Here is a 24,392-nt window from a genome sequence, read left to right on the forward strand (position 1 = left end):
ATAAAAATGAGAAGCTTAATTATTGTATTACTATTCGTAGTAATAAATAACTCCGGATGTGTTAATAAACAAGAAGTGATTCGCTCTTTTTGTTATTGGAGAACGACTGCTTATTTTGATAATGAAGATGATTCAATTTGTAAGAGTTTGGATGTGAAACATATATATGTTCGTTTTTTTGATGTAGACTGGAATCCGTATAAAAAGGAACCACTTCCTGTAGCGACAATAAAGAAATTGGATTTTAATGAAACCAATCCAGAGATAACACCTAGTATTTTTATCACCAATGCCGTTGTGTTAGAATCAAGTAAGGGACAATTAGACACTTTGGCTAAACAAATTCAGAAAAGAATAAAAGAAATTGGACAGAGGTATGTAAATCATAAAGCAGAGACAAACGCCAGTAAAATTTTGTATGCTGGTTATTATACACAAAAAGGAGATTTCAGAAAAAGATTAAATTTCGATTCTATTAAAGCAGTTGAATTAGCTAAGTTAGAACCTAATTTTAATGAAGTACTAATTGATTGTGATTGGACTGAACAATCAAAAGAGAATTATTTTTATTTGCTAGAGCAGATTAAAAAAGAATTAGAAAACTGTCAATTGTCAGCAACTATAAGGTTATGGCAATATAAATATTATGAAAAAGCGGGAATTCCCCCAGTTGATAGAGGATTGTTGATGTGTTACAATTTGTCAAATCCAAATGATTATATGGCAAAAAACTCTATTGGGACAAGTGATGAATTAGAAAAATATATTACACATAGTGATTATGAACTCGATTTAGATGTAGCATTGCCATTATTTAGTTGGACAGTTATTTTTAGAGGGAGTAATTTTAAAGGTGTCGTTTCTGATTATGAGAGTTTTATTAAAGATAGTGTAAGATTTAAAAAGATTGCACCTAATAGATATGTACTTCAAGATGATGTTTTAGTGGGGCAAACGTATTTGCGTAATGGTGATGAGATAAGAATCGAAAAAATCTCAGACGATGAGATTAATAAAATGATTTCGATTATAAAAAACAGGGTGCCTTTTAATGATAATACGAAGGTTACATTTTTTTCATTTGATAAAAAATACATCCATGATTACGGCATCAAAAACATTTCTGGTTATTATGCGCGTTTTCACTAGCATAATTTTATTATTTGCTTTTCAGATTTCGTTTGCTTGTGGATGGGAAGAATCTGCAGAAGCGAGTCGATTGGTTTTGTTTAAATCAGAAAGAAATGGGTTTCTTAAACTACATTATTTTTGTTATTCGGCTAATAACTTTCATGAAGTTAGTGAGGTATCTAATAAAGATCAGGAAATAAACTGTTTAGAATGGCAGAAAAAAATTGGGACTCATGTTGCCACAGCAGATATTTATACAATCCTGTATGAAACAGACTCAGATAAATTTCAAGAAGCATATCAGAACAAAACATTAAAGCTAACTTTTGCTAAGAACTCCTTTATTGCAACTTTGTTGCTATCAAAGAATAAAGCCTTTTTAGATTATCTGGTATTTGCAAAAAAGTTAGAGTATAATAATGTTTCAAGTTTAAAATGGGAATCCTGGAGCAGTATAAACAGCTATCAGGAAAATGTAAATAATGTTGCATTAGGTGATTATGAAAAAAAAATAGCATCTATTAAGGATCCTTTTTTAAAACAACGTTACGCATTTCTTATTCTGAGAGATCGTTTTTATAGAGCAGATAAAGTTGAAGTGATTCGTTTATATGATACTTATTTTGCTAAAGATAAAAATACAATTTTAGAACCTTGGGCCTTGTATTATAAAGCATTGTGTATTGATGATTATCCTCTTCAAAATTATTTATTAAGTAAAGTTTTTGCTTCTTGTGATGATAAGTCATTTGCGGTAATGCAACATTATAATTTTAGGCAAACAGCAGCTACATTAAGTTTGGCGAAAAATGATGAAGAGCGTAACATGATTTTGATAATCGAAAGTATGCGAAATCCTGCCCCAGACTTAAGTACAATAAAACAAGTATATAATCTTGATTCTAATAGTGTTTATTTTAGTTTTTTGGTTCAAAGAGAAATTAATAAACTCGAAGATTGGATTTTTACTCCTAAATATTCATCTAGTAAAATTCCTTCAGTAAGTTTTGACCAAATGAGTTGGTATGATAATTATGAAAAGGCCAAAACTGATAATTTTAATAAAGATATTTTCTACCTAAAAGAATTGAGGGAATTCTTGATAGGAGTTCATGCTAAAGTATCGGGAGAACAAAAAGATTTTATTTCATCGGCAATTGCGCAATTATGCTTTATAGATGATGAAATAGATTTAGGAAAAAAGTACGTTGCAATGATTTCTGATAAAGCAAATACTTCAATTCAATTGCAAAAGAACATCCAGTTGGCTCTTGTGGCTTTAAAGCAAGATGACTTACAAGATAAAAACACTCAAAAGAATCTTTTTAATTATTTTAATGCAATAGAGAACTTGGTCGAAAAAGATAATAGTTTGCTTAAAAACTTATATAGTTTATACAGAATTGCAAGTAATGAGTTTTCAAAGCAAGGAGATAAAGCAACTGCAGGTTTATTGTTCTTAAAATCTAATCTCAAGAAAGAAGCTTCTGATTCTTGGTATTATGATGTTCCATCTTTTTATCAATATATAGGTTATTTTGAAAGATTCGCAACTTTAGATGATATGGATAATTTGATAGCTCTATATCAGAAAGTGAATAAAACCCCGTTTGAAAAATATATTTGTGCAGGGACAATAGCACCCGATGTGAATTATTATAGAGATGTAAAAGGAACTATTGCTTTTAGGAAAAATAATTTGGCAGTAGCTTATCAAATATTTGCTAGTATGCCAGCTAATTTTTGGCAAAAAAATTACGAGTATAAGACGTATCTTAATGAAGATCCATTTACTCCTAAAGTATTACAGAAACAAAAAGAGAGAAAGTTTAATTATCATTTTAATAAAGCTGAGTTTGTAGCTAGATTGATTGAATTGAAAAAAGAAAACACAGTTAAAAGCAATTTACTATTAGGACATGCTTATTTTAATGTTTCTTATTGGGGGAACTCTTGGATGATGATCGCTTACGATTGGTCATCTTATGGTAATAAACAAACATATTCAGATTATGTTTATGGAGAGAATAATTATGATGCAGAGATGAAGTATCAAAACTCAAATTATTATCGATGTACATTGGCTAAAATGTATTATGAAAAAGCATTGAAGATGTCTAAAAATAAAGAAGAAAAAGCACTGGCAAGTTTAATGATCTTTGAATGTAATTATTATGATTATTATAGAGATTTTATTATTTCGGAAGATGAGCGTGTCGCTTTTAAAATTGGAAAAGAAATAGTTGATTTTTATTCAGTGTATAATACAACAAAAACATTCAAGCAATATAATTGTCCGCTTTTGGAGGCATTTATAAAATAAGATTTATATTGTTCTGTATGTCGGTATAAAGGAATGTACAGATAACGCAGATGTGGTAATTTAAGTGATTTAAACGCAAAGGACGCTAAGATTTACGCAAAGTCCACAGAGAATACAAAATTCACAAAGCTTTGCGGACTTTGCGGTTTTGCGAGAAATCTTACTTAAAAAACCTTGCGCGCTTTGCGGTTAAATTTTTCCAGATAGAATAAGTGTGAGAAACAAAAAAGAGCGATAAAATGAATTATCGCTCTTTCTTATATGTGTATTCTAAAAAATTAGTTGTTTGAATCTAAATTTCTTAATTGGTGTAATTTCTCTTTCCAAACATCAAGGCTTTCTTTGTGAAGTGCAATGTTTTTGCGAACTTCTAGAACTATTGAATTTTCTTTTTTAGCATTTTTTGTATTGGTAAAGAACTGAATGTTATTCTCTAATTGGAAAATTTCATTTTGAACTTCTTCAATTTTACGCATTAAGAAAATTTTCTCGTTGTCTAATTTTCTCGTATCGTTGCTTTCTGATAAATTATCAATTCTGTTTGAAAAACGAATCATTTCTGTTTCTTTTTTGCTTAGGCTTAATTTTTCAAAAAGCGCATCTAGAATTTTATTGAATTTACCTTCGATATGACGTCTAGGGAAAGGTACTTTTCCGAAGCCTTTCCATGTCTCGATGTGTAATTTTATAGCATCAAGATCGGTTTTATGATCACCGGTAAGTTGGAATTCTCTAATAGTTTCTAAGTATGCTTTTTTATTGTCAAAAGCAGCTACTTCATCACCATTTTCTTCGTTTTTATGTTCTTTTAATTTGTCAAAATAACTATTACAAGCATCCTTAAAATCTTTCCAGATTTTATCAGAGTATTTTCTAGGAACATGTCCAATTTGTTTCCACTCCTCCTGAATTTTTTTCATTATAGGAGTAGTTGCCTCGTAATCGGTACTTTCTTGTAATTCTTTGGCTTTGGCTACCAAGGCCATTTTTTTATTTAAATTGTCGTTTTGGTCTTTTTTAATGTCCTTGTAAAAAGAGTTTTTAAAAGTATTAAAATTTCTAACGGCAGTTTTAAAAGCACTCCAAGTAGCTTCGTTTACATCTGAAGGAACTTTTCCGGCTGCAAAAAATGCAGAACGTAAAGCTTCTACTTTTTCTATTTGTTGCAACCATAAAGAGTGTGTATTTACTTTTTCGGTAGCAAGAGCTTCGATTTGCGAAATGATATTTTTCTTAACTTCTAGGTTTTCAAGTTCTGAACCTCTAATGTTTTCGAATAAAACTTCGCGTTTATCATGAATTTTTTTAGTTAATTCACTAAACTTATTCCATATTTCATCACGGTGTTCTTTAGAAACAGGACCAATATCTTCTTTCCAGATTTTATGTAAATCTTGTAGCTCTCTAAATGCTTTGCTTACATCTGCTTCATTTACTAATTCTTCTACGCGAGCAACAATTTTTTGTTTTTGTTCCAGATTGTGTTTAAAATCTAAATCTCTTGCTTCGCGATCTAAATGTAAATAATCATAAAAATTTTCTACATGAAAATGGTAGTTATTCCATACGTGATTGTATTTATCTTTTGGAATTGAACCTGCATTTTTCCATCTTTCTCTTAGTTCATTAAAATGTTTAAGAGTATCTTTTATGTTTTCTTGCGGATTAATAAGCTCTTTTAACTCCTCAACAATGGCTAATCTGTTTTCTAAATTAGATTTCAGATTGGTTTGTAGGCTTTTAAAGTGAGCATTTCTATGATCTCTGAATATGTTGTAATATTCATCAAATTTCGTTTTTAATGGAGAATGATATTGAAATTCTTCGTTTGGATCTTGATTTTCAGCATTAAATTCTTCTCTTTTTTCTTCGATAAGATGATTGTACTGTAGCAAAAACGATTTTTTGATTTCTTCAATATGTTCTTTTACAGACATAACCTTATCTGACGAGACTAATTTTTTTAGCTCTGCTACTAGTTCGTCTAGCGAAAAAGTATTATAATCATGCATCGGAAGGTCATGGCGCTCTTTCAGCGTTTCATCTTCACTCTCTTCGGCATTAGAATTGGTTATTGCATCTAGTGCAGTCTGGTTTTGAGTTTCGGCAACAGTTTCTTTATCTGATAACTCTTCGTTAGAAGGAGCTATTGTATTCTCAGATTCAGATACAATGGTTTCCGATTCACTTTCATTAATTTCAACTGAAACAGTTTCATTGTTTTCAGTTGAATTTGCAGATTCAATTTCTAATTTTCCATCTGCCTCTTGCAGGTTATCATTCTTTTCTTCTAACATTTTGTCAATGTATAAGGTTTTTACTTTAAATCTAGAGCGAAAGATACTAAAGGTGTTCCGAACTACAAAATAAATCCTTTATTTATAGTGGGTTTAAGTTTAATATTCTTGTTAATTGGTTGTTTATGAGGTTGTAAAAGCGATTGTAATTGCCATTAGATATTTAAAATATTCTTACTTTTTTGTATAAAATTGCTTTTATCATTGTTTTTTGTTTGAAAAACGTTTTATAATTGCCTGATAATGTTTACCTCCATTTTTTAATTTTCTTTCTTGCGTTTCTAGATTTACTGAATACAATCCGAATTTTTTATCGTATCCTAAACTCCATTCAAAATTATCAATTAAAGACCAATAATAATATCCTCTTACGTCATATCCATCTTTTATAGCTTCTGATATGGCAAATATTTCTCTTTCTATAAACAGGCCTCTTTTGTTGTCTTTGGCATCGGCAATACCTGTTTCAGTGATAATGATTGGTTTCCTGATTCGTGACATTCGTTTAATTGCTCTATAAATTCCTTCAGGGTAAACAGTATAATCCATATCAGTCATATCTTCACCAGCCACTGGTGAAAACATTTTTTCATGCTCAATGAACTTAAATGTAGTAGCATAATGCGAGTAATAATTGAGACCCATAAAGTCTATAGTATTAGGAGCATCTTTGTCGAAATAATTTTCATTAGCTTGAAATGGAACTCCAAAATGATATTTTCCTGTTTCGAAGAAGTTTAATGATGAATTATTAAAATTGTCATTAGCAACCAAAGCTCCGATCCAATCCAGTAAGTTCCATCTATTTTTAGGTTCAAAGAAAAAAATGTCTTTTACAATCCCTATTTGTGATTCCTTACCATTTGATAGGTTTTTTATTATTTTATAAGCTTGTGTGTGGGTAATTAATATATTTTTCAAAACCCTTCCTGCAATTTTTGAATTCTTTTTGCCTGGAGGAAATATGTCTGACATAAAAGCCAGATTTGTGTACACATTAATTTCATTAAAAGTTGTCCAATACGTAACGCGATCACTGTATTTTTCAAATACAGTTTTTACAAACAATAAAAAGTAAGAGATGTTTTCTTCTTTTTCAAATCCTCCTTTATTCATAAACCACAGCGGTTCTTCAAAATGGTGCAAGGTAATGTTTGGGATGATTTGCTTAGCTAATAAGCTGTCAATTACATCCGAGTAATGTTGAATAGCATCGGAGTTAAATTTTCCTTCCTCGGGGTTTATTTTACTCCATGATAAAGAGAAGCGATAGGAGTTAACGCCTAATTCCTGCATGAGCTCGATATCTTTGGGATATAGATTCCAATGATCGGTGGCAAGACCTGCTTTATCACCATTATCAATTCGCGGTTTACCTTTTTCGTTTTTTTGATTTTCCCACCAAGACCAGTTGCTATTAGTATGACCACCTTCAACTTGATGTGCCGCAGTAGCAGTTCCCCAATGAAAATCTTTTGGAAAATTTAAATTATTGGTGTTTCTTTTAGTCCAATCCCAGCTTATAACAGGATGTTTAATAGAAAGATAAATAATTATGAGCAGGTAGAGTATTATAGTAATAACAAGCACTTTTAAAAATACAATCATACTTTATTATCTGTTTTAATTAAAACAAAGCTAGAGTATTAAGTTTAAGTGATTGTTTTATGGTGTTATGTTAGTATTAAAAAAAAGTAGTTAAGAGGAGGATACAAAGTGGATGGATATTTTATATAATTACGGAGATTTTTCTCAAACTTGTCTTTCTGACGAAGGAAGAATCTTCACGAGTAACTCTACAATCTAAAAAAAGCAACAAAGAATCATATATATATTACACTCATAGTAACTGAATTTCTTACGGAGATTCTTCCTTCGTCAGAAAGACAATATTGTGGCTGTTAGGGATGATTTATGTTACTATTGCCAAGTTTATCTAGGTAGTAACACGGATTAAAAATAGATTTTTAAAAAAGCCATAAATGAAATCCGTTTATCTTTTCGCTAAGTAAATCCGCGTCATCTGCGTTCAAATAAACGCCATCCGCGTTCTATTATTCGTGAAACAGTCGTAAATAAAAAAAGACCGCAATTTTGTAATTGCAGTCTTTTAATATTCGTTGGTTATGATTTCTATTTATTCCAAATCTTCCAGGCTTTCTCGGCTTGAAAAATAAGCATATCGTATCCGTTTTTTATTGTGGCTCCGTTTTCTTTTGCTTTTCTAAGAAATGTAGTTTCTTCCGGATTGTATATTAAATCGTAGGCAATATGTTTTTTTGTGAAATATTCATATGGAATTGCTGGACAAGCTTCAATATTTGGGCTTGTACCAACGGGTGTACTATTGATTATAATTTGATAATTATCAAAAGTAGTAGCATTGATTAAATTATAATCTATAATATTCTCTTTGGCTTCGCGAGATACAAAAGTGTATAAAATACCTAATTCATCCAAAGCATAGGCAACAGCTTTTGAAGCGCCTCCTGTACCTAAAATTAATGCTTTTTTGTGGTGTGACTTTAATAAAGGCTTCAGTGATTTTTTAAAACCATAATAATCGGTGTTGTATCCTTTTAGTTTTCCTTTTTTGGTAAACTTGATAGTATTTACAGCACCGATTAATGTAGCTTTTTTTGATAATTTATCTAAAAAGGGCAATACTTGTTGTTTGTAAGGAATCGTTACGTTTAATCCTTTTAAATCAGGATTGGTTTTTGTCAACGTTGTAAAATGATTAATCTCTGGAATGTCAAAATTTTCATAACTACATCCTTTAAAATGTTCGTCGCTGAATTTCTCAGTAAAATAACCTTTCGAAAAAGAGTAACTAATATTTTTTCCTAACAAGCCAAAACGTCTTTTTAAAGTATCAATCATTATTCTTTTCTATGTTTTTCAATATAATTTTTAACTGTTTTTTTTGTCCAAACTACTGGAAATAAGTCTTCGATTAAGATGTAATTATCAAATTTTAATCGTAATCCATTACTTAAATGGAATTTCGCTTTTGTATTTTCCTGTATCATAAAATAGAGTCCAGCCAAACGATATTCAATTTCGTTTTCTTCTGGAAAATATTCAGTTGCTTGTAATAAGGTTTGTATAGCACTCTCAAACTCGCCTAAAAACTGAAGTATATCTACCCAGAACAACCAAGTATCAAGTGAATGATCACCAAATTCTACTGCTTTTCGGTAGCCAAACTCTGCTTCTTCAAAAAAGTTCATTTGTTTGTTTATCGTTGCATAACGTTTCCAATACAAACGGTTTTGATTGTCTATAGCTAATGCTTTGTTGACAAAAAACAATGCTTTTTGGTAGTTTTTCTGACGTACATAAAAATCAGTTATGGCAATCCATCCTTTGTCTAAAAGCGGGTCTTCATGAACTGTTTTATTGTAATATTTTAATGCTAAGGCTTTGTTTCCTAGTTTTTCGTAACATTTTCCAATTCTTAATAATGCATATGAAGTTGCATCATCAAGTTCGATGGTACGGTTGTAGCTTTCTATTGCTTCGGCATATTTTTTTAAACGTTCAAATGCTTTGGCTCTTTCCATGAAAGCTCCTAGGAATTCATCGTCAATTAAAGTGGCATAATCAAAAGCGCGAATTGCACTTTCGTATTCTTTTATACCATAATGTAAGCGTCCTAGCTGATGCCAAGCGATTTCACTGTAAGGATTTTTGTTAATGTACTTGTTTAAATAAGTAATAGCTTCTTGATTTTGATCTAAAAATTCAAAACAATACACTACGTTGTATAAGGCCGATTGGTCTTCTAAATCTTCTTCCAGACATTTGATAAAGCTATCTTTCGCCATTTCAAGATTATCCATAAAAAGATATTCCATACCGATTAAATTATACACATCGGCAAAATCATCAGTATATTCTAAGGCGATTTTAAGCAGTTCGACTGCTTTTTCGTGTTGGTCTCTCTTAGAATAGATATTTGCCTTTTGGATATAAATTTCTTCGTTGTTGGGTTCGATTGCGTATAACTCGTTTAAAAGCTTTTCGGCTATTTCGAGTTTGTCGTCATACACTAGCATCTCTACTTGTACTAATTTTAAGCCTGTAGATTTTGGATGTTGGTCTAATGCAAGTTTTAAGGCTTTCTTCGCTAAATTAGCCTTACCTATGTCCAGATAATGAAGAATAATCTCTTCAAATTCTTCTGAATCAAAAAAGAGTACTTTGTTAGTTTTTAACATCGACTCAAATTTGGATAGGGATAGGTTATAATCTTCTTCTTCGTTGCTTAATTGCATACTTTATTTTTTTGATATTAGCCTTTTATAAAATTAGGCAACATGTTTTTGTTATGTGGGGAAAGAAGGAATTGTTGTGAACAATTTAATTAACAATATTTGCAGTATCAGCGATCAGTTTTTATGTGAATTTTAATAAAACTGAATGTGTTTAAATTTCTAAATATTTTGTTGTCAACGATATGCTTTAGCCCAGATAAAAGCGATATCCTTTTGTTTTTTGACTACAAAAAACAAAAGATAAAGCGGATAGCTGGTCCCGATAGCAATCGGGATAGCTCCTAATTATTCTTTTTGTTTAAAATTTCATCCATTACATCTAGGATGATGGCACAACCTTCTCTTATTTCTTCTTCAGAAATTGTTAACGGAGGTGTAATACGTACGGCAGTTCCTTCAAACAATAACCAGAATAAAATGAGCCCTCTGTCCTGACAGGTTAAGATAACTTCGTTTGTTATCTCGGCACTCTCTGTCATAGCTGCAAGCATTAATCCTCTTCCTCTAACTTCCTTAATCAAAGGATGTACCAAAAGGCTTCTAATTAGCTTTTCTTTTTCTAATGTTTCGGGCATTAGGTTTGTTTCGGTAATTTCCTTCAAAGTTGCCAAGCAGGCTGACGCAATGACAGGGTGTCCTCCAAATGTAGTTATATGCCCCAGTTTTGGGTTTTCGGTAAGTAAGTCCATTTTTTCTGCCGAAGCTGTAAATGCGCCTACTGGCATTCCGCCTCCCATTCCTTTTCCCATAACGACGATATCGGGAACGACGTCGTAATTCTGGAATCCGAATAATTTTCCAGTTCTTCCAAATCCTGGCTGAATTTCATCAACAATCATCATGGCACCAACTTCGTCGCAGCGTTTACGTACTTTTTGTAAAAAGTTGTCATGAGGTTCTATAAATCCTGCTCCTCCTTGTATTGTTTCGAGTATTATTCCTGCTGTCTTTGTGGTGATTTTTTGTAAATCTTCTTCATTATTGAAGGTTATAAAATCTACATCAGGAATTAAGGGTCTAAAGGCTTGTTTGCGCTCTTCGAATCCCATAACACTCATTGATCCCATTGTGTTACCATGATAAGCATTATAACATGATATTAACTGACTGCGTCCTGTTGTTCTTCGGGCTAGTTTTAAAGCGCCTTCAATAGCTTCTGTTCCTGAATTTACTAAATAAGTTTTATTCAGAGATTCGGGAAGGAGGGAAGCCATAAGTTTGCAGTACTCTACGGCTGGGCTTTGCGAATATTCCCCGTAGACCATTACGTGTGAATATTTGTCTAGCTGGTCTTTTATAGCTTGATTAACTCTTGGGTGCTGATGACCTAGTGTACAGGCTGAAACGCCAGCTACGAAATCTAAATATTTTTTATTATTGGTGTCGTATATGTAAGATCCTATGGCATGAGAAACTTCCATTCCTAATGGATAGGGTGATGTTTGTGCTTGGTATTTTATAAAATCTGGATTCATTTCTTTTTAAGTTTCTAAGTTACTGAGGCGCTAAGGCTCAAAGGGACAAAGGTTTTCTAGTTTAATGTTTAAAAGTTGTCAACTGTTGTGGTTGCTGTTACTAAATATTGTTACTGAAAACTGAGTCTGAAAATAGTTACTGCGACTGAATACTAAATACGGAGAGTATATACTATTTTTTAGTCTTGGATGTTTTAGCAGGCTTTGTTGCTGGTTTCTTTTTATCGTAATCGAGGGTTTCTTTCCTTATTTTCATAGGAACATTTTCTTTAGCATTATCATCTTTCCCTTCTTGAACTAGTTTATCGTTCTCTTCGTTTTCTTCTTTTGTAAAGATATCGTCTTTGGACTTTATCCTTTCTTCTCCCCGCCAATTCATTCCTCGCAGTTTTCGTGCATTCTCGGGTAATTCGGCTTCTGGAAATATATCTCCATCGACCTGATTGAAAAATGTTATGGTTTCAATACCGTTATTCTCTAAAATAAGATTGATTTTACTACTTACGTTTTTATTGATTCCGATGAGTTCATTGGCATCATTACGCATATAATAAACTACTTCGGTGTTTTTTATAACATCGACATCGTGTAGTTTTCCATCTTTGAATTTCCCGTATAAATTTAATCCCTTGACTTGATTATAGCCAGTTCCCAAGGTATCTTTAGATAAAATAAAGGTATTATTGAGTACTTTGAGTGAGTCGAGTTTCTTGGTGTTGTTGTCACCTATAAGATGCATGATATCTCCAGTAATCTGGCTTTCGCCGTTCCAGAGTATTGGGTTTCGTATTAGTTTTGTTAAAGCCGTTCTGCTGCTTGAATGTATCGAATCACATTTTCCACTCATATCAGTTTTAAAAAACCGAACATTATTAAAAGCGCGTATAATTCGATCGCCTTCTTTTCCTGTAACCATTAGTCTTTTTCCGTGTATATAAACCGAATCGTTTTCAACAAAGTTGATGGCTACGGCTCTCTTGGTTACAAACATGGAATCTTTTTGTTTGTATATTTCGGCATAATGTCCTTTTACAATTCCTCGATTTATGGAGTCGGTAATTTTTACATTTCGTGTTGCCGAAGCAAAATCTTTATTTCGGTCGTAATACAAACTATCTCCTTCTATTAATCGGTCATCATAGCGTATATATGATTTTCGGAGAAAATGTGCTAGATTTTTTTTAGTGTCATAAAACCCTTTTTCCGTATATATATAATCGGTTTTACTAGTTATCGTTGATGGACCAAATAAATAAGAATGCCCTGAATTGCTGTAATAATCTAAATGGTTTGATTTTATAACATACTTAGGGTTAGTGATTGTAACAGCTGTTAAGAATTTAAACTTTTTTTCGGCTACATAATATCTTCCAGACTTACTTTCTAAAGTGTTTTCTTTGTTTATGATTGTTCCTTTAGAATTATAGTATACTTCCTGAACATTTCTGTCAAAATTAATAGTATCTGTTTGTAATGTTGCGTCTGGTGAACTCATAACAGGATTTCCTGTTGCAAATGCTTTTTTAAAATTACCACTATACTCAGCATATTTACTGTTTAGAAACAAAGTATCACCCTGTACGATTTGTACATTTCCAAATGCTTTTAGGTAATTTTCTTTCTGAAAAAAATAAGCTTTATTGCAAGTTAGCGTAACGCCATCATGATTGATCTTCACGTTGCCGGTCAACAAAAGTGCATCTGGTACTGCTTCTTGGTCGACAGTGGACCAATCAGCATTCTCAATAATGATTTTCTTTGGAGCTTGTGCTATTCCTAAATTTACACTTAAAATTAGCAAACAGCTATATATGAAAAAGAGTGATTTCTTCAATTGATTAAATTTTTGTCAAATTTATGAAAAAGGAAACAACCTTAACAGATATTAGGATTTATTTATAACTGATATTATTAGATTGTTTTAAAGTTTTTAGCCACCAATTGCACGATTTTACTCGAATTGGATTGATTTTGTTTAATTCTTTAATGTGTAGGGGAAAGGAACGCGGATAAAAACGGATTTTTTAATTTGTGGTAAAAAAAATTTAACCGCAAAGAGCGCCAAGATTTCCGCAAGGTTCGTCAAGATTTGAATCTATTTAATCCTTTAATCCTTTAATCTGTGGCGAAAAGGAACGCGGATAAAACAGATTTGCTTAAGCGAAAACACGGACAAAAACGGATTTTTTAATCTGTGGCAGAAAAAAATTAACCGAAAACGCAAAGAAACTCTCCAATTTTGTCTTTCTGAGGAACGAAGAATCTCCACGAGAAACTCCATAATCTTTGTCGAGCTACTAGCGGAGACCCTTCCTGCGTCAGGGTGACAAGTTTGTGGTAATTTGCAAGCAAAGCTTTAATTTTTTTAATCCTTTAATCTGTGGCAGAATAAGTTTAACCATTAAGGCATTAAGTTTTATTAAGCTTAACTTTTCTTAATATCTTAATGGTGGAAAAAAAATGTGGTAAAAGTATTAATGAAGAAGTTTTTAAATCTCCTCAAGTTATCAACAAATGACCGTACTAACACGTTGTAGTGTTTGTAGTAGAAGCACTTTTTTAGTTAAATTTTAATCTAAGATTTTAGGTCTTAAAAAATAGATTAAATTTAAAAATTCAATAATGCGTTTTGGCATTAAAAATTAATAAAATCAGATTATAAAAAATATGATAAAAGCACGAGTTCTTGTGGCAGGGATTACCGCAATGGTTTTGGTTACTGCATGTAAAACAAAAGATATAAAAGTAAACACAGACAAAAAGGAAATTGTTTCTGAGAATAAAGTGGTTGTATATCAGGTTTTCACTCGTTTGTTTGGAAATAAAAATACGACTAACAAGCCTTGGGGAACTATTGAAGAAAATGGAGTAGGTAAGTTTGATGATTTTACTGATAAAGCACTACATGAAATTAAAGATTTAGGAGTTACCTATATTTGGTATACTGGTGTTCCGCATCATGCTTTGGTTCGTGATTATACTGCATATGGAATTTCGAATGATGATCCCGAAGTGATTAAAGGTAGAGCCGGATCGCCATACGCAGTAAAGGATTATTATAATGTAAATCCCGATTTGGCAGTTAATCCTGCCAATCGCTTGCAGGAATTTGAAGCATTGATAGCTCGTACTCATAAGGCAGGTTTAAAAGTTATTATCGATATCGTTCCAAATCATATTGCGCGTAAGTATGAAGGAAAAAACAATCCTGCTGGAGTAACAGATTTTGGAGCTAATGATGATGTGACAGTTGTGTATAAACGAGATAATAATTTTTATTATATACCTAATACTCCATTTGAAATCCCAGATAATGTTGTTCCATTAAATGGAGAGAAAAATCCGCTTGTAGATGGTAAATTTGATGAAAATCCAGCAAAATGGACTGGTAATGGTTCTAGTAAAGCTAAACCAGATCAAAATGACTGGTATGAAACAGTAAAAGTAAACTACGGTATCCGTCCTGATGGCTCTAAAGATTTTTCTGAACTTCCGGTTGGTTTCGACAAGAAATCATATCAAGAGCATTTTGCTTTTTGGAAAGACAAAGATGTTCCTGATTCTTGGAAAAAATTTAAATCGATTGCATTATACTGGATTTCTAAAGGTGTTGATGGCTTTCGTTATGATATGGCCGAAATGGTTCCGTATGAATTTTGGAGCTATATGAACTCAGCTATAAAAACTCAGAATCCAAATGCTTTTTTACTTGCCGAGGTGTATAATCCAAAAGAATACCGTAACTATATTCATTTGGGGAAAATGGATTATTTATACGATAAAGTTGAGACATATGACAAGTTAAAAGATGTTATTAAAGGCAAATCGTCTCCAGATGAACTTTCAGAAATTCAACATAATATGGCCGACATCGAGCATAATATGCTGCATTTCTTGGATAACCATGATGAGCAACGTTTGGCAAATGCTGAATTTGCAGGAACGCCAGAAAAAGGAAAGCCGTTAATGGTTGTTTCTACTACAATTAGCACTTCGCCTACGATGGTTTATTTTGGGCAAGAAGTAGGAGAGGCTGGTCATGAAGATGCTGGATTTGGCAAGCCTTCTCGAACATCTATCTTTGATTATATTGGAGTACCTAATCATCAGCGATGGATGAATAATGGTAAGTTTGATGGAGGGCAACTTTCTCAGTCTGAAAAGAATTTACGTGATTTTTACAAGCGACTACTAAACTTTTCTATAAAAAGCCCAGCATTAATGGGGCAATTTCAAGAAATTCAAACTCCAAATCGAAAAGAAACGGATGGGTATGATGCAGGTATTTATTCTTATGTACGTTGGTCAGGTAATCAAAAATTAATTGTTGTAGCTAATTTTTCTGCGGATAAAGAAAGCACATTTGAATTAAAGATTCCTGTTGCTATTATTTCAAAATGGAATCTGAAAGATGGAGTATATCAATTAACAGATCAATTGTATTTGAAGGATAAGACAAAATTGAATGTAATAAATGGGGAAGGGACTGCTAAGATTAAAATAGCACCATCTGAATCGTTTATTTATGAAGTGAAATAATAATTGGCATGCAGGTTTTAAAACCTGCTAGACAGGGCCTGTTGTAATTAGATAAACCTTGTTTTGTGAGCTAGAATTCATAAAACAAGGTTTTTTATTGATAAAGGTATTGAAACAAAATAAATTGAATTATGGATAAAGGAAAATTTAAGCTAAAAAAAAAGCTGATACATTTTGTATCAGCTTTTTTTTTAGACTTTACCAACCTTGGTTAGTGCGGTTTTATAATTTTCGTTTATCTTTTCCCAATTGATAACATTGAAGAAAGCATCGACGTAGCTATTTTTTCTATTTTGATAATCTAGATAATAGGCATGTTCCCATAAATCTATAGCTAAAATTGGAGTTCCTGGAATTAATGCATTTTTCATTAATGGATTATCTTGGTTTTCGGTTGTTGTTATCTGAAGTTTTCCAGCTTTGTCAACAACTAGCCAAACCCATCCCGAGCCAAATTGTTTTGTTGCTTCGGCTTTAAATAATGATTTAAAATTATTGTATGATCCAAATTCTTTATTCATTGCGCTTGCTAATGTATCTGTAGCCTGCTCTGATTCAGGTTTTGGAGTCATGCATTTCCAATAAAGAGAATGGTTATAATATCCACCAGCATTATTACGAAGTTTAGCATCATTCAGATCTAGTTTTCCCAAAATTTGCTCAATCGTCATATTTACATAATCTGTATTGGCTATTGCCTTGTTCAGATTATTAGTATAGGTTAAATAATGCTTTGAGTAATGCGTTTCGAGTGTTAATGATCTGATATTAGGAGCCAGCGCGTTATAAGCATACGGAAGTTTTTCAAGCTGAAATGTTCCTGGGTTTGCTTTTACTTCGTCTGGACTACCAATTATTATTTTTTCATCTTTCGAAGGTAACGGAACTTCTACGACTTCGGTAAGTTTATTGTTATCGTTACAAGAAAGAATCGTAAATGCAATCAAGATAAATAACGAAAATTGAGTACCATATTTTTTCATAAAATATCTATTTAGTTATTAGTGAATTAATGATTTCTATATAATTTTCCTTGGCTTCATCTATACTTAAATGGCTAATTTGAATCCATGCATTTGTTTTAAAAGCATTTCTTAAGTCAAAATTTTCAGATTGGTTATACTTTGCAGTTCCAAAAGTAGCCTGTTTATAAAAAGCATACAGCCTCAATTGCACATCTTGTGGCAGTGAGGCTTGCGTCATTTTGGAAGCAATTTCGACAGCCTCTAAAAATCGTATGTCTAGGTCTTTTTCTGTCATTAAGCTTTTGTAGCAATAATTGTTTTACCCCCAATTGCTTTTTGGTTTAATACTACATTGATAGGTGTGCCTAAAGGTAAGAAAATATCCACTCTTGAACCAAATTTAATAAAACCAGCATCTGTACCTTGTTCTACTTGCATTCCTTCTTGTGCGTAATTTACAATTCTACGAGCCAAAGCGCCTGCAATTTGTCTGTATAAAACTTCTCCGAAAGATTTGTTTTCGATTACAACTGTTGTTCTTTCATTTTCTTCACTTGCTTTTGGATGCCATGCAACTAAGAATTTACCTGGGTGATATTTGCTGAATTTTACAATCCCATCTAATGCATAACGAGTTACGTGTACATTGATCGGTGACATGAAAATCGAGATTTGAAGACGTTTGTCTTTAAAATATTCTCCTTCGTAAACTTCTTCAATCACAACAACTTTTCCATCAACTGGAGCAAGAATTTGATTGATGTCTTTGATTACAGTTCTTTTTGGGTTTCTAAAAAACTGCAAGATGATGATTAGTAGCAATAATGCACTAAACTGAATAAGCATTTTGATCCAATTGGTATCAATAAAGTGATCAGTTAATAAAAGCACAACACTAACGAATATAGTGCCTAATAAAATGGATTGGGTTCCTTCTTTATGAAACATAATTTAAAATTTGGTAAAATAAAAATACAATTGGTGCTACAAATATAACACTATCTAATCGATCTAAAACACCTCCATGACCAGGCATTATTGTTCCGCTATCTTTAACTCCGGCTATTCTTTTAAATTTTGATTCAATTAAATCACCGATTGTACCAAAAACACCAACTATTAAAGCGATAATTGTCCATATTAAAATAGATTTATCACTAAAATTGGGGTTTGGCTTGATATATAATTTTGAAATTAAATAGCCTGCAAAACAAGCAAAAACAAGTCCGCCTAGAAACCCTTCTATGGTTTTTTTCGGCGAAATACGTTCAAATAATTTATGTTTTCCAATAGATTTTCCTACCAAATAGGCAAAAGTGTCATTTGTCCATATAAGTATGAATAATCCAATAATGATTTTAGGATTGTAATCTTTAACTCCAAATGAAATTTTGGTGATGAAAATAAAAGGTAGAGTAATATATCCTAATAAGTAGATATATTTAGATGCTCTACTTATAGCCTGGGTATCATCAAATAAAAACACAATACATTTTACTGAAACCAGTAATGTGATTACCAACAAAACGGTGTTTAGTTGATCTATATTGATCGTAAATTTAATATCTTCTTTTAGGAATTTATTGATATAATTTTCGGTTTCATTTTTGTAAAAGCTAATCAATGCAACTGAAGTATAAAAAAGCGAAACAAATAAAAGCGAAAATATTTTATTGATGTTAGCTAGATTGCAAAATTCGTAAGTTGCAATTACTAGAAAAACACCGAAAAGTATGATGAAACTTTCCGTTGAAAACAGGATAGACGTTAATAGTAATACTATATAGACTGCACCTGATAGTGCTCTCTTGAGGGTTTCATTCATATTATAGATCTTCTAAGAGCAATAAGTATAAGTTCTTAGCAACACTTCCGTATTGTGTAAAATCTTCTTCTTTAGCTTTTTCGAAATATTTTATAGTAGTAATATTGGTAGGGTAGTCTCTTTCGTATTTACGTTTTATGGCACTTAGTCCATCGCTTTTGGCGGTAAGGATTTGACTTGTAGTTGCAATGATAACAATGTTTACAGGCAACTCATTTGGTTTGTTTTGTTTGATTTGTTTCGATGAAAATAATATCGCACCTTCTTCTGCGATTAAGTTTTCGCAACTAGCTAATAGAAATTTTGGATTAGCGGGACTTTGATATATTAGTTTATTTTCTTCAAGTAAATGGAATAACGCAGGTTCAAAACACGAAACTTCGCTTTCAAACCAATCGTTTTCTTCTAAGATGTTTTCAAATTGTTCCGTTACTTCTTGGATGTTTTCGCAATATAAAAATTTACCTCCATTTTTCTTAAAATTAAAAATGAATTGCTCATCTATAGAAAGAGAATTATCAGCTTGTGAATTGCTATATTCACTTTGATTCTCTTCATCAGATTGATCATGGCTAGAGCCAAATAATTTTTTAAAAAAACTCATTATTGTTGAAATGCTTTACGTGTTAATTGAAAACGTTCAAAGATAAAAAAATCTTAATTCAAAAGTAGCTTTTGAATTAAGATTTTAAAAATAATTATATTATTCGGGTAGTATTATGAAACTACTTCTTCTAGATTTTTGTCAAATGTACGTTTTCCGAAAATTGCTTCTAAGTCATCTTTAAAAATAACTTCTTTTTCAATCAAGATTTCAGCAAGTTGATTTAACTTATCTTTGTTTTCTTCTAATATTTCGATAGCTCTTTGGTATTGACCTTCAATTAGTTCTGATATTTCTTGGTCAATAATTTTTGCAGTCTCGTCAGAATACGGTTTTGAAAAGTTGTATTCACTTTGTCCTGTTGAATCGTAATAAGTAACATTTCCGATTTTTTCATTCAATCCGTAAATTGTTACCATAGCACGAGCTTGACGTGTAACTTTTTCTAAATCGCTTAATGCACCAGTCGAAATTCTGTCAAAAGTTACTTTTTCAGCAGCTCTTCCGCCCATAGTAGCACACATTTCGTCTAACATTTGGTCTGTTCTCACGATTTGTCTCTCTTCTGGTAGGTACCAAGCAGCTCCTAAACTTTGTCCACGAGGAACAATAGTTACTTTAATAAGTGGTGCTGCGTGTTCCAACATCCAGCTTACAGTAGCGTGTCCAGCTTCGTGAATTGCGATTGCTTTTTTCTCTTCTGGAGTAATGATTTTGTTTTTCTTTTCTAAACCACCTACAATTCTATCTACAGCATCAAGAAAATCTTGTCTGTCTACAGCAGTTTTATTGTTTCTTGCAGCAATTAATGCAGCCTCGTTACATACGTTTGCAATATCAGCTCCTGAGAATCCTGGAGTTTGTTTTGCTAAGAAATCTAAATCAAGACCTTCTACTTTTTTCAAAGGAGCTAAGTGTACTTGGAAGATTTCTGCTCTTTCACGAATGTCTGGTAAGTCTACAAAGATTTGTCTGTCAAAACGACCTGCACGCATTAAAGCTTTGTCTAAAACGTCAGCTCTGTTTGTTGCAGCTAATACAATTACGTTTGAGTTTGTTCCAAAACCATCCATTTCTGTTAGTAGTTGGTTCAATGTGTTTTCTCTTTCGTCATTACCGCCTGACATATTGCTTTTTCCACGTGCTCTACCTACAGCATCAATTTCATCAATAAAAATGATTGCAGGAGATTTCTCTTTGGCTTGTTTAAACAAATCACGTACACGTGAAGCTCCAACACCTACAAACATTTCAACAAAATCAGAACCTGATAATGAGAAGAATGGTACTTGTGCCTCGCCAGCTACTGCTTTTGCTAATAATGTTTTACCAGTTCCAGGAGGACCTACAAGTAATGCTCCTTTAGGTATTTTACCTCCTAAATTGGTATACTTTTCAGGATTTTTCAAGAATTCTACAATTTCTTGTATTTCTTCTTTTGCACCTTCTAAACCAGCTACATCTTTAAATGTAGTTTTGATATCTGTTTTTTCATCAAAAAGTTTCGCTTTTGATTTTCCAATATTAAAAATTTGTCCACCACCGCCACCAGCGCCGCCTGACATTTTTCTCATAATGAAAATCCAAACTCCAACAAGTATGATTATTGGAAGTAAACCAACTAAAATGTCGGTCCAGTTATTTTTTTGAACAAAATCATAATCTTTCAGTTTCCCTTCGGTAACTGCTTTCTCTAATTTTGTTTGAAAAATTTGGTCATTACCAATTTCTAAAGTATAGTGAGGACCTTTGTTTGGTCGATCAAAAATATCTTTAGATACTTTTTTTTGCGCTGGATCCTTAAGTGCAGCAGCATTAAGATACACTTCAGCTTCAGCTTTATTGTATACAATTACTTTTTCAATTTGTCCTTTATCTAAAAAGTCATTAAACTTAGAAGAGGTTAATTGAGCCGGCTCTTGTAAACTTGATCCTCCGGTTGCAAAACTGATAAATAAAAATATTAAAAGTATTGCGGTATAAATTAACCAAGGACTTATTTTAAATTTACTCGGGGTTGGATTATTATCTTTAGCCATTTGAAGAAAGTTTCTTTAGTATTTGTTTTCGATTGTAGTTATTTTGGCATCTCCCCAAAGACTTTCGATATTATAATATTCTCGAATGTGTTTTTGAAATACGTGAACAACAATATGCACGTAATCGATAAGAACCCATTCTGCGTTATCGGTTCCTTCTACATGCCAAGGTTTGTCTTTTAGTTCTTTTGATACCGTTTTTTGAATTGAGCCTACGATGGCGTTAACTTGAGTATTCGAATTTCCGTTGCATATGATGAAATAATCGCAAACTGCTGCGTCTATCTCCCTTAAGTCCAAGATACTAATATCATTTCCTTTTACTTCTTCGATTCCTTTGATTATGTTCGCTAACAGAACATCATTATTAACAGTCTTTTTCGCCATGAATTATTTTATATGAGTTTGTAAAGTTACCAATTTTTGTGATTATTTTTGAACCTTAACAAAATATTAAATTAAGTTATATAAATTATTTAAATGAAACTAATCAAACTCGATGCCATAGATTCAACGAATGAGTTCTTAAAATCATTAAGTAGCCAACAGGAACTTGAGAATTTTACAATTGTTACTGCCGAAAATCAAACAAAAGGGAAGGGACAAATGGGAGCAGTTTGGCGTTCAGAAGCGGGTAAGAATTTAATAATGAGTGTGTTGGTTAGAGATTTTTTACTTAATAATGAAGAGGTTTTTAATTTAAATATTATTATTTCGCTATCGGTAATAAAAGCTTTAGAAGAATTAAATATTCCTGATTTAAGTATTAAATGGCCAAACGACATTATGTCATATAATAAGAAACTTGGTGGCATTTTGATAGAAAACACTCTCAAAAGTGATGGTACTATCGTGTCAGTAGTTGGTTTAGGATTAAATGTTAACCAAATAAACTTTCAAAATTTGCCAAATGCTTCTTCTTTAGCGGTCATTTCTAATGTCGAATTTAACAAAGATGAACTTGTTATTTTGATTGTAGAGAAAATAAAAGAGAAAATTCTTCTATGGGAACAGCAATCTGCCACATTTTGGAGTGAATATTTTAATAATTTGTTTAGAAAAGGAGTGCCAATGCCCTTTAAAAATATAGATAATCAAAACTTTATGGGGATTATTCAAGGGGTTTCTCCAATAGGAAAGCTACAAGTTTTATTAGAAGATGATTCCATCTCAGAGTTTGAAATTAAGGAAATACAGATGCTTTATTAGAAGGTGCTAAGGTTTTTTATAAGATTCTAAGTGGCAAAGGTTCAGAGGTGCAAAGCTCTGAAAGTTATCGGAGCAAAGTTTTTTTGAAGGCGCTAAGGTTCTGAGGTGCAAAGTGCTGAAAGTTATCGGAACAGAGGTTTCATTCTGATTACTTTTTTTATTACTCTTAGTAACTCTGTGAGATAAAGCCTGCTTAAATCTGTGTAATCTGCGTGAAACTTTTTTTAATCATTTAATGCATTTAATCTGTGACTAGTTTAAGGTTTTAAACTTGAATTTTTATTGTTTTTGCTATTTTAGATTTTAATTTTCTATTCCAGTATATTATATAGATTGTCCCTAAGATTGATGGAGCTATCCATGCAATTATGTTGCCAATGCCTAATCCAGCGACAATAAAAGCTGTTACCGAAGCTATTAATGCTCCAATCATTTTTCCGATATGTTTGGATAACCAGTTTTTGTTTTCTTCGGAAAGATTTCTAAAAAAGATAAAATCTTTAACTGTCATATAAAGGCCAAATGCGCCAAAGAAGGTAAATAATATTCCGTTATCAATAGTATTCCATTGGCAGTACACTCCCAGTGAAATCATTATTACAGAGAAAAATAACATTGCTCCAGAAGTTATTTTATCGATTAAATCGGCTTCAGTCTTGTTTTTAAAAGCTAATGCTCTGTTTCCAGATATGACAAGATATATTGTGAATAACCCAATCAAGAATAAAAAGATATTGTGATGGTTTGGAAAGCAGCAGACAATAAGTGAAAGAATCGAACTGGTCAGCATTCCGATAGAGAATAATTTCCCCATTCTTTTATGAAGTGTTTTTCCCTTTTTTACAATTATACTTCCAATTCCTGTGATTAATCCAATTCCTCCAAAGAATGCATGAATGTAAATTAAAATCTTAATAGCTGGTTCCATTTTGTGTTTTTTAGTTAATGGTTCAAACTTCGGATATTAATTTAATGCAGCATAAAATTTATTACTGAATTGTGTTTTTTTATAGATGAATTGTTTTTTGAAAGGTGCTAAGGGTTCTTTGAAGGTATTAAGAGGCAAAGGTTCAGAGGTGCAAAGTTCCGATAGTTATCGGAATAGAGTTTTTTTGATTGTGTAATATTTTTTAAAGAGTTAAATTTTAGTCTTTTGGATGCTTTTAAAAAATCGGCTTAATCTGCGATAAACTATTTTATTTTTTTAAATTATAGCTATCGAGAGTGGCAGAAAAACAAAAAGTCCGACTAGAATTTCTAATCGGACTTTTTTAATTTTATAATTAACAATTGACAATTATAGTTTAGTCATATTATTGGCAAGAGTTTCAATAAATTTTCCAATAGGCCCTTTTATCATCATTGCCATCATTGGATTGAATTCTCCTTCAAAATCAAGTTTTACAGCGCTAGAAGTGTCAGAAACTGTTTCGATATTAGATACCAATGTAAATGGTAATTTATCGCTTGCAGCACCCAAAACGATTTTGCTTGGAGCTGTTTTTTCTTTCATTTTTAATTTTATTTCTGGCATTCCTTTCAAACCAAAAATAAAAGCATCTTCGCCGATTACTTCGAATTTAGCAATGTTATCAGGCATCAATTTTTCAAAATTTTTCACATCACTCAATAAATCAAATAATTCTTGAGCCGATTTCTGAACAGTAACTTTTGGACTTTCTAAGTTCATATTTATTTGTGTTTT

The 24,392-nt window shown here is 32.0% G+C and carries 19 protein-coding genes; 4 read left to right on the forward strand and 15 right to left on the reverse strand.

Annotated features, from left to right (window positions below; translation table 11 throughout):
* Positions 1–6: 6 nt before the first annotated feature.
* Positions 7–1,149 carry a hypothetical protein gene (locus EAG11_RS04265; RefSeq protein WP_129538054.1) on the forward strand — a complete coding sequence of 381 codons (1,143 nt, stop codon included), beginning with the start codon at positions 7–9 and terminating at the stop codon, positions 1,147–1,149.
* The gene (locus tag EAG11_RS04270; RefSeq protein WP_242499265.1) at positions 1,100–3,454 is read left to right on the forward strand and encodes a hypothetical protein; all 2,355 of its coding nucleotides are present in this window, start codon (positions 1,100–1,102) and stop codon (positions 3,452–3,454) included. The genes EAG11_RS04265 and EAG11_RS04270 overlap by 50 nt, the downstream gene beginning before the upstream one ends.
* Before the next feature lie 278 nt (positions 3,455–3,732).
* On the opposite strand, the gene EAG11_RS04275 is transcribed toward EAG11_RS04270, so the two are convergent.
* From EAG11_RS04275 to EAG11_RS04300, 6 genes are all read right to left on the reverse strand, one after another.
* Entirely contained in the window at positions 3,733–5,751 is a 2,019-nt protein-coding gene (locus EAG11_RS04275; protein ID WP_129538055.1) for a DUF349 domain-containing protein, read from the reverse strand.
* A 201-nt stretch (positions 5,752–5,952) separates the two neighbouring features.
* A complete protein-coding gene (locus EAG11_RS04280) occupies positions 5,953–7,359 on the reverse strand; it encodes a glycoside hydrolase family 1 protein (protein WP_129538056.1) in 1,407 nt (468 codons plus the stop codon).
* A gap of 525 nt (positions 7,360–7,884) precedes the next feature.
* Complete coding sequence (locus EAG11_RS04285) at positions 7,885–8,634, reverse strand: shikimate dehydrogenase (protein ID WP_129538057.1); 750 nt, start codon at positions 8,632–8,634, stop codon at positions 7,885–7,887.
* Entirely contained in the window at positions 8,634–10,031 is a 1,398-nt protein-coding gene (locus tag EAG11_RS04290; RefSeq protein WP_129538058.1) for a tetratricopeptide repeat protein, read from the reverse strand. The genes EAG11_RS04285 and EAG11_RS04290 overlap by 1 nt, the downstream gene beginning before the upstream one ends.
* Positions 10,032–10,312: 281 nt before the next feature.
* Positions 10,313–11,506 carry an aspartate aminotransferase family protein gene (locus EAG11_RS04295; protein WP_129538059.1) on the reverse strand — a complete coding sequence of 398 codons (1,194 nt, stop codon included), beginning with the start codon at positions 11,504–11,506 and terminating at the stop codon, positions 10,313–10,315.
* A 172-nt stretch (positions 11,507–11,678) separates the two neighbouring features.
* Complete coding sequence (locus tag EAG11_RS04300; protein ID WP_129538060.1) at positions 11,679–13,340, reverse strand: OstA-like protein; 1,662 nt, start codon at positions 13,338–13,340, stop codon at positions 11,679–11,681.
* Positions 13,341–14,173: 833 nt separating this feature from the next.
* Here EAG11_RS04300 and EAG11_RS04305 point away from each other — a divergent pair.
* A complete protein-coding gene (locus EAG11_RS04305) occupies positions 14,174–16,045 on the forward strand; it encodes an alpha-amylase family glycosyl hydrolase (RefSeq protein ID WP_129538061.1) in 1,872 nt (623 codons plus the stop codon).
* A 191-nt stretch (positions 16,046–16,236) separates the two neighbouring features.
* Here the strand turns inward: EAG11_RS04305 and EAG11_RS04310 are convergent, their stop codons facing one another.
* From EAG11_RS04310 to rsfS, 7 genes are all read right to left on the reverse strand, one after another.
* Entirely contained in the window at positions 16,237–17,028 is a 792-nt protein-coding gene (locus tag EAG11_RS04310) for a superoxide dismutase (RefSeq protein ID WP_129538062.1), read from the reverse strand.
* A gap of 7 nt (positions 17,029–17,035) precedes the next feature.
* The gene (locus EAG11_RS04315) at positions 17,036–17,305 is read right to left on the reverse strand and encodes an acyl-CoA-binding protein (protein WP_129538063.1); all 270 of its coding nucleotides are present in this window, start codon (positions 17,303–17,305) and stop codon (positions 17,036–17,038) included.
* Positions 17,305–17,958: a phosphatidylserine decarboxylase family protein gene (locus EAG11_RS04320; protein ID WP_129538064.1), complete on the reverse strand. Its 654-nt coding sequence runs from the start codon at positions 17,956–17,958 to the stop codon at positions 17,305–17,307. Before EAG11_RS04320 ends, EAG11_RS04315 begins: the two co-directional genes overlap by 1 nt.
* Positions 17,948–18,835 (reverse strand): phosphatidate cytidylyltransferase, encoded by an 888-nt coding sequence (locus EAG11_RS04325; RefSeq protein ID WP_129538065.1) that lies wholly within the window; start codon positions 18,833–18,835, stop codon positions 17,948–17,950. Before EAG11_RS04325 ends, EAG11_RS04320 begins: the two co-directional genes overlap by 11 nt.
* Before the next feature lies 1 nt (position 18,836).
* Positions 18,837–19,439, reverse strand: coding sequence for a lactate utilization protein B/C (locus EAG11_RS04330; RefSeq protein WP_129538066.1), 603 nt, complete (start codon positions 19,437–19,439; stop codon positions 18,837–18,839).
* Positions 19,440–19,552: 113 nt separating this feature from the next.
* Positions 19,553–21,478: an ATP-dependent zinc metalloprotease FtsH gene (gene ftsH, locus EAG11_RS04335; protein ID WP_129538067.1), complete on the reverse strand. Its 1,926-nt coding sequence runs from the start codon at positions 21,476–21,478 to the stop codon at positions 19,553–19,555.
* A gap of 15 nt (positions 21,479–21,493) precedes the next feature.
* Entirely contained in the window at positions 21,494–21,865 is a 372-nt protein-coding gene (rsfS, locus tag EAG11_RS04340) for a ribosome silencing factor (protein WP_129538068.1), read from the reverse strand.
* 93 nt (positions 21,866–21,958) lie between these two features.
* Here rsfS and EAG11_RS04345 point away from each other — a divergent pair, with 93 nt between their 5' ends.
* Positions 21,959–22,687 (forward strand): biotin--[acetyl-CoA-carboxylase] ligase, encoded by a 729-nt coding sequence (locus EAG11_RS04345; protein ID WP_129538069.1) that lies wholly within the window; start codon positions 21,959–21,961, stop codon positions 22,685–22,687.
* Positions 22,688–22,952: 265 nt separating this feature from the next.
* On the opposite strand, the gene EAG11_RS04350 is transcribed toward EAG11_RS04345, so the two are convergent.
* Together EAG11_RS04350 and EAG11_RS04355 are read right to left on the reverse strand one after the other, a co-directional pair.
* On the reverse strand, positions 22,953–23,615 hold the full coding sequence (locus EAG11_RS04350; RefSeq protein ID WP_129538070.1) for a hypothetical protein: 663 nt from the start codon (positions 23,613–23,615) through the stop codon (positions 22,953–22,955).
* A gap of 369 nt (positions 23,616–23,984) precedes the next feature.
* Positions 23,985–24,377, reverse strand: a complete 393-nt coding sequence (locus EAG11_RS04355; protein ID WP_039112984.1) for an SRPBCC family protein — start codon at positions 24,375–24,377, stop codon at positions 23,985–23,987.
* Between the last annotated feature and the right edge of the window lie 15 nt (positions 24,378–24,392).

It is taken from the genome of Flavobacterium sp. 140616W15, from assembly GCF_003668995.1.
In the GTDB taxonomy this organism is placed as follows: Bacteria; Bacteroidota; Bacteroidia; order Flavobacteriales; family Flavobacteriaceae; genus Flavobacterium.

Coding starts and splice junctions, on each gene's coding strand:
- EAG11_RS04265 (WP_129538054.1), top strand. CDS start 7: ATGAGAAGCTTAATTATTGTATTACTATTCGTAGTAATAAATAACTCC.
- EAG11_RS04270 (WP_242499265.1), top strand. CDS start 1,100: ATGATTACGGCATCAAAAACATTTCTGGTTATTATGCGCGTTTTCACT.
- EAG11_RS04275 (WP_129538055.1), bottom strand. CDS start 5,751: ATGTTAGAAGAAAAGAATGATAACCTGCAAGAGGCAGATGGAAAATTA.
- EAG11_RS04280 (WP_129538056.1), bottom strand. CDS start 7,359: ATGATTGTATTTTTAAAAGTGCTTGTTATTACTATAATACTCTACCTG.
- EAG11_RS04285 (WP_129538057.1), bottom strand. CDS start 8,634: ATGATTGATACTTTAAAAAGACGTTTTGGCTTGTTAGGAAAAAATATT.
- EAG11_RS04290 (WP_129538058.1), bottom strand. CDS start 10,031: ATGCAATTAAGCAACGAAGAAGAAGATTATAACCTATCCCTATCCAAA.
- EAG11_RS04295 (WP_129538059.1), bottom strand. CDS start 11,506: ATGAATCCAGATTTTATAAAATACCAAGCACAAACATCACCCTATCCA.
- EAG11_RS04305 (WP_129538061.1), top strand. CDS start 14,174: ATGATAAAAGCACGAGTTCTTGTGGCAGGGATTACCGCAATGGTTTTG.
- EAG11_RS04310 (WP_129538062.1), bottom strand. CDS start 17,028: ATGAAAAAATATGGTACTCAATTTTCGTTATTTATCTTGATTGCATTT.
- EAG11_RS04315 (WP_129538063.1), bottom strand. CDS start 17,305: ATGACAGAAAAAGACCTAGACATACGATTTTTAGAGGCTGTCGAAATT.
- EAG11_RS04320 (WP_129538064.1), bottom strand. CDS start 17,958: ATGTTTCATAAAGAAGGAACCCAATCCATTTTATTAGGCACTATATTC.
- EAG11_RS04325 (WP_129538065.1), bottom strand. CDS start 18,835: ATGAATGAAACCCTCAAGAGAGCACTATCAGGTGCAGTCTATATAGTA.
- EAG11_RS04330 (WP_129538066.1), bottom strand. CDS start 19,439: ATGAGTTTTTTTAAAAAATTATTTGGCTCTAGCCATGATCAATCTGAT.
- ftsH (WP_129538067.1), bottom strand. CDS start 21,478: ATGGCTAAAGATAATAATCCAACCCCGAGTAAATTTAAAATAAGTCCT.
- rsfS (WP_129538068.1), bottom strand. CDS start 21,865: ATGGCGAAAAAGACTGTTAATAATGATGTTCTGTTAGCGAACATAATC.
- EAG11_RS04345 (WP_129538069.1), top strand. CDS start 21,959: ATGAAACTAATCAAACTCGATGCCATAGATTCAACGAATGAGTTCTTA.
- EAG11_RS04350 (WP_129538070.1), bottom strand. CDS start 23,615: ATGGAACCAGCTATTAAGATTTTAATTTACATTCATGCATTCTTTGGA.
- EAG11_RS04355 (WP_039112984.1), bottom strand. CDS start 24,377: ATGAACTTAGAAAGTCCAAAAGTTACTGTTCAGAAATCGGCTCAAGAA.